Source organism: Candidatus Woesearchaeota archaeon (genome assembly GCA_018303425.1).
GTDB lineage: Archaea > Nanobdellota > Nanobdellia > Woesearchaeales > JAGVYF01 > JAGVYF01.
The window spans coordinates 1-6,165 of sequence record JAGVYF010000026.1 but is presented as its reverse complement, the minus strand read 5'-3'; the positions used below and the strand labels follow the sequence as shown (position 1 = coordinate 6,165).

Below are 6,165 nucleotides of genomic sequence, written 5' to 3'. Positions count from 1 at the left end.
CATGCCAAAACAAGCATCAATTGTGCAGGGATTATTATCAATGCAATCTGTATGATTAAAACACCTGAACAATGAATCATCGTAACACTTATTTTCTGCACAAGTCTTATTTAAAGGACACCCACAATCTACACAACAATAATTATTTTCATTCGCATCACAAACTCCATCACCACACGCGGTATTCATGATAATTACTATTGTCGCTGTCAAGGGCTCATTTTGATAAGGATCATTATAATTTATCAGTTGAATTGATAAACCTTCTTTATACTCCAATAATTCTGTAACCGGCACGGTTTTTTCATCAATTTTCACATAAACCTGATTTTCTCCTTTGCCTGATAGTTCGAATGTTCGGCCATTAATTTGAACCGGTTCATGATTTCGCAATTCATAGGTTTCTGCAGAAACAAGTGCAGTCACCATAACCAACACTAAAATCCATACAGCGCCCATCATTGTATTTTCATTAATCCTCATTGTATTTTCATTAATTTTCTAAAATATAAAGATTTCTATAACAAAAATAGTAAAAATTAGATTATAAAATAAACAAGGTTTATGCTAATCTTATTGTAGCCAACTTCACAGATTGGCAGTAGCTATGCACATACTATAAATCACAAGATATATAAAACCATAAACTTTTAAAATTTATATGTATAAAAAGCATAAACTATTTTTATTATTATTTGCCCTAATTTTAATAAGCACGACAGTTAGCGCAATAGAAGGTTCTTTAAAATTACTGGCGGTTGCTGAATCAGAAAACGGATTTACAGGAAAAATTGCAAATCTAAATCTTGAAATTATTAAGGGAAAAGGCAGAGTATTTTTGGATACTTTTCCATTAACAAAGTTTGACACACAAATATCAACAAGGTTTGCTAAACAGATATCGTGCGATTTTCTGGAAGTTGATTGCTCAGGCTATGATTTTATCTATACAATAAATTCAGATTCAGGCATAATTGGCGGGCCATCTGCAGGAGCAGCAACAGCTGTGCTGACAACAGCATTATTGAAAGGGTTAAAATTGAACCCGAAAATCGCAATGACTGGAACTATTAACTCGGGAGGTTTAATCGGCCCGGTTTCAGGATTATTTAAAAAAATTGAAGCTGCAGGCACTAATGGTATTACTATAGTACTGATACCAAGGGGCACGCGATATGTAAATATTAATGAAGCGGCCGGTGAAGAAATTGGAGATCTTTTCAATAAAACCGAAATAGATCTTGTCGAATTTGGCGTTAAAAACGGAATTACCGTTGTTGAAATCAGCAAATTGTCTGAAGCAATGGAATATTTTACAGGCCGGCCTTTTATAGATGAACAAGGGATACTAACAATAAACTCTGATTATTTGGTTACAATGAAAGGTTTAGCAAACAAATTATGCGCAAGGTCACAAACATTAAAATCTGAAATAAGTTCTGGCGCTTTGGAAGCAAGTTTAGAACAAAATATAAATGAAGCCGATGAGTTATTAAAAAAATCTAATGCTGAACTTAAAGAAGAAAAATATTATTCAGCAGCAAGCAGATGTTTTGCAGCAAATATTAAGTATGCATATGTCAAAAAAATATTAAAAGCTGAAGAAAGAGAAGACTTGATACAACAAGCTTCTATATTATTAAATAAAATCAATCAATCTGAACTAGATTTAAAAGAAAAAAAACTTGCGACTATTATGGATCTCCAAGCATATATGGTTGTAAAAGAAAGGCTTGAAGAAGCCAAATTATTGGCTAAAAAGGTTACTGAATCCGGTTCAGAATTTGATTATGCATATGCAATTGAAAGATTTGAAAGCGCAATTGCCTGGTCCGAATTTTTCGGGAAAATGGGCAGAACCTACAAATTAGAAGAATCCACTTTAAAAGATTCCTGCCGTAAAAAAATATCAGAAGCTGAAGAAAGAATACAATATGTCGGCTTTTACATACCCGACTCATTAGAAACAGTTAAAGAAGGCCTTGCTAAGGCAAATGAATATGCCCTAGACAAAGAATATGTATTATGCTTGTTTAAAGCTTCAAAAACTAAAGCCGAAGCAGATTCATTATACACAATGTTAAACGTGCCTGAAGATAAAATTAAAGAAATTATTCAGGCAAAACTTGAAATTGCAAAAAATTCCATAATAAAAGAAAGTAAATCAGGTTCATTCCCAATACTGGCATATAGTTACTATGAATATACTCAACAACTTGTTGACGAAAATTCTTATTCAGCCTTATTATATTCGCAATATGCGCTTGAACTAAGCAATTTACAGATGTATTTTAACCAAAAAAGAAATATTCTTACCCTAGTTTTAGACTCGGATTATGCCGCTTTAACGCTTTTTCTTGGTTTAGCCATAGGCATTTTATTAGGTTATTATTATAGGTCTAAACCATAACAGCTTTTTGGTCAAGCCAAAAACATGGGAAAAAAATAAATAAGAACAATTGAATAAGTATTAAACCCCGAGAAAGATTCCTTACGGAACCTTCCTTGGGGAAAAAAGAGGTGATAGATCATGAATTGTTATAACTTTTGAGTAATAAACTTATATTTAAATCTTTCGGTGAAATCGTCACTCCATAGTGGTTATAACTTGCTTGATATAAACTGATAGTGTAAATGATACACTAAGTTTTCAAAAAAAAGGGCACACAAAGTTGTGTGTACCCTTTTAGTGAAGATTGATGGTCTTAAAGAAAAAGATAGGATAAGAGAGCGATCCCTGCGTAATACAACAAGCACATAACCAATATGATACTAATGGAAATAAGCCAATAACACCAATCTTTAAGGTTTAACTTAAAAATTCCTGAATTTTTGTTAACTGGACTGGCGGAATGAATTTCAGTGTTCTTTGATTTAGTCATCAAAATATAAATATAAGCCACGAAGTATAATCTGGAACATTCGGCAATATAACCTTTTTTAAAAATGAATATGCTGTATCTGGATAAAACATTACATCACTAATGTTTTCAATCATCTCCTGCATCCTTAAACATTATTAAAAGAATATGGGATATATTTCTAAAACTTATCAAAATTTTCGTTAATTGAAACCAGGCACCACCAGTTACCGCTTTATTATTAACTGGTGGTGTCTGGTTTATCAGGCCTCATTTCCCACTAAAGGAATTATCAAATGTAAATCCCCGGTGAAACACATATAGGAAAAATGAAATTTTACAATATACAAAAAAACTGATAAGTTATATTATCGATTTATCTTATTCAATTCTTTTATCAGTTCAAGCTCTTGCGCACTATGATTTAACTTTGGAGAGATAAGCCGCATCAACGCTGCTGCGACGTTTTTTGGAGTTGTGCTATTTTTTTCACAAACAAGGACATGATAGTAAACACAATCAATAACACCTGCATCCAAAATTTTTTGAATACCATTTGGATTAGTGAGGCTACTGAATAATCCGCAATTGCATTGCATGGTCATACATTCCTCCAATCAAATAACCTGAAGTTCTTTATTCCCATCACTTCTTTTTCTTGTCTTAACATTGTTTTCTTTAGGGCTTTTGCTTACTAAAAAAGTAACGCCGGCTTCCTTTGCTCTTGCATGAGCAATATTTTTCCATCTCCTAAAATCATCTGTAAGTTGTGGAAGAAATACTCCAAGCTCCCCGTTAAGAATCGAGTCTGCCGGGTCATTAACTGATATTGTCTTTACTGCATCAAATTCGGTTTCGATGAAAATTTCTGCAAGAGATAAATTTATAGGTTTATAGAACCATGTGGCAGTAAAATTTTGGATATTGCTCTGGCTCAATTTCTTACCTCCCTACAACCTTTTTACCATCACTGCCTTTTCGATATCAAACGTTATTTTCTTTATGGTTTCCAATCAAGTTCTCGCTTAACCTGTAATAATTTGTTTTCAAGTTCTAATTTTTGACCCAATAAAATTTTCTTTTGCGCCACATCAGCAGGTTCAATACGCCGGGCAATAATTTCGTCACAATGAATCTCATGACCCTTGGAAAAATCAAGTCCAAAAAAGTTTTTAATATCTTCAGGCTGTCCTTCCGCATATCCCAGTCTAATTACGACTTTTCCTTCAGTTTCGTCATAAGTCCATACTTTATAGATTTTGGGGGGATTGTTTGAAGCCTTGTCTGAAGCCATAGCTTCCTCCATCTTATAACTTATTTTGGTATTTTATTTTACCTAAACTCAAAAATGGACCAATAGAGTTTCCAGTTTTTTATCAGCTTAAAAATCGCTCAAAGAATGCCCGTTTTGGCAGGAGAACGAGCAAAACTCCATAATTTCTTTTTTTTATAGGAGATTCAAACGTTTTACAAACGCAAAAATTGCTAAGTTCTGGTCTTATTACACAAGTTTTTACTCTATTAAAATCTACTTAGAGTGTAACCCCTGAAGTAATCTAAAAGTAGCTTTTGCATTGAAATTTTACTTCTCCAACAACTTATCCCGTAGCTCGCAAAACGTTTTTACTGCAAATGCAAGATATTTCCGCTTCAGGCAAAGACTATCGCAAAACATCATTCTGCGATAACCAAGGTCCCATAACCATGCAATTTCAAGAAAATCCGAGCATTCCGGAGTATTAATTTCAAGTTTATCATCTGAAATTCCATTAACCTTTAATGGATCACGAGGCATAATAGAAAGCATAAATCTGGAACCTACTGACGCTTCTGGATCTGCACCGATAATTAATTTCAGCGCAGGGATGATGTCATGAAACCTATCAAGCTCTAGATAAAGATCACCGCGGGCGGCCATCAGTGAAAGATTAGGCCTCTTTTTAAATTCATTAGCCACAAATTCAAGACCAGCCTTATTCTCAATTTTAGCAATGATTTCAGAGTCCTGTCCAACTAGTTCCTGAAACTCATCAAGTTCTTTCTGTGTTTCTACATATGACAAAAAAAATCGATCAATTCCCTTGGTTCTGGCAATCTGGATTTTATGACGCTCAATCGTAGAAAAAACATCGCCTTTTACTTTTAAACTTGGTTCAAAAATATGAATTGATTCACCCTGAATAATATTAAATTTAGGAAAACATTCATTACCATTATTGACTATTTCGATTATAAGACAATTACCATTTTTAACTTCGATAAGTCTGCCCCAATCATTCCCTGCTTTAAAGATTACCTTAGTGGGCGTTTTAACTTCAATCGAATGATTAAGAACAATATGAACACGTCCATCGCGCGGAATAACATCAACGACCCTTAACTGCCTGCCTTTGATATCAAAGTACAATGGCACAATGCCTGAGTAATTGTTCGCTAATTGAAGATCCTTTGGAAGCTGTTCAGGTGTAATCATAGCGCTATTAAGCCTGATTGCGCTAATTTGTGAATCGCGCGCAAAATTTGGATAATGACTAAAACTCGGCCACAAAGTTACCCATAGCTGAAGTTCATCTTTAGAAATCATGACATTCGCCTGATTGTTAAAATATTACTTGCCATCAGTCAGCTTTGCAATGTCGTGCACCGTGTAAAGAGTTTTCAAAATCACCTGAAGCTTTTCCCGTCCATTTTCATCCTTAATCTGACGTTCATGAACTTCGTTCCAAAAATACTCTTCCATGTTGGTTGCTGCTGCAAGCAGTCCAAAGATTACATCAACTACCCTGTTTGGATCAGGCAAAAGCGCAACATTCCTCAGACCTAACGCGTTAACCCATGCATGGTGAATTTGCATATCAATAGAATTTGCGCGATTGCTTAAAAATTGATTGCCATATGGCTTTCTGATGATATACACCAAAAACTTCCGCTTAAGTTCTTCAATAATATTGGAAGTCAGAATCTTCTTTTCAGCAATTTGCACGCATGCCCATTTGGCCGCTTGATCCTGATAAACATAATCGTAAAATGCTTCGTCACCGATAAAGATAATAATAGGTTTGATAGCCTTCGGCATGATCACATTGCGTGCGCAATAAAGCATCGCAAGTTCATAACTCTCACAACAGGGAGGCCCTCCGCCACCCTCAATAACCAATTTCTTCAGATTTTCTGCCAGTTGAGCCTCACTACCAAATTCAGTTACTTGGAAAGGAAATTTGTCATAATTCGCATCACCTACCGCCATAAAACTTACCTGCATATCATTGCCAAGATACTCCCTGGCTTCAAAATCAAAATAGCC

At 34.7% G+C, this 6,165-nt stretch carries 6 protein-coding genes; 1 reads left to right on the top strand and 5 read right to left on the bottom strand.

The window, feature by feature from the left end; genetic code table 11:
* Window positions 1-483, bottom strand: a 483-nt coding sequence (locus J4418_04015) for a hypothetical protein (protein MBS3113222.1), incomplete at its 3' end; no start/stop codon positions are given.
* A 178-nt stretch (window positions 484-661) separates the two neighbouring features.
* Between J4418_04015 and J4418_04010 the strand changes: the two genes are divergently transcribed.
* On the top strand, window positions 662-2,410 hold the full coding sequence (locus tag J4418_04010) for a hypothetical protein (GenBank protein ID MBS3113221.1): 1,749 nt from the start codon (window positions 662-664) through the stop codon (window positions 2,408-2,410).
* Window positions 2,411-3,478: 1,068 nt separating this feature from the next.
* On the opposite strand, the gene J4418_04005 is transcribed toward J4418_04010, so the two are convergent.
* From J4418_04005 to J4418_03990, 4 genes are all read right to left on the bottom strand, one after another.
* Complete coding sequence (locus J4418_04005) at window positions 3,479-3,799, bottom strand: hypothetical protein (protein ID MBS3113220.1); 321 nt, start codon at window positions 3,797-3,799, stop codon at window positions 3,479-3,481.
* A gap of 62 nt (window positions 3,800-3,861) precedes the next feature.
* Window positions 3,862-4,167 (bottom strand): hypothetical protein, encoded by a 306-nt coding sequence (locus tag J4418_04000; GenBank protein MBS3113219.1) that lies wholly within the window; start codon window positions 4,165-4,167, stop codon window positions 3,862-3,864.
* Between the two features lie 276 nt (window positions 4,168-4,443).
* On the bottom strand, window positions 4,444-5,445 hold the full coding sequence (locus tag J4418_03995) for a hypothetical protein (GenBank protein ID MBS3113218.1): 1,002 nt from the start codon (window positions 5,443-5,445) through the stop codon (window positions 4,444-4,446).
* A 24-nt stretch (window positions 5,446-5,469) separates the two neighbouring features.
* Window positions 5,470-6,165 (bottom strand): hypothetical protein (locus J4418_03990; GenBank protein ID MBS3113217.1); only part of this gene is annotated, 696 nt, incomplete at its 5' end.

Coding starts and splice junctions, on each gene's coding strand:
- J4418_04000 (MBS3113219.1), bottom strand. CDS start 4,167: ATGGAGGAAGCTATGGCTTCAGACAAGGCTTCAAACAATCCCCCCAAA.
- J4418_04010 (MBS3113221.1), top strand. CDS start 662: ATGTATAAAAAGCATAAACTATTTTTATTATTATTTGCCCTAATTTTA.
- J4418_03995 (MBS3113218.1), bottom strand. CDS start 5,445: ATGATTTCTAAAGATGAACTTCAGCTATGGGTAACTTTGTGGCCGAGT.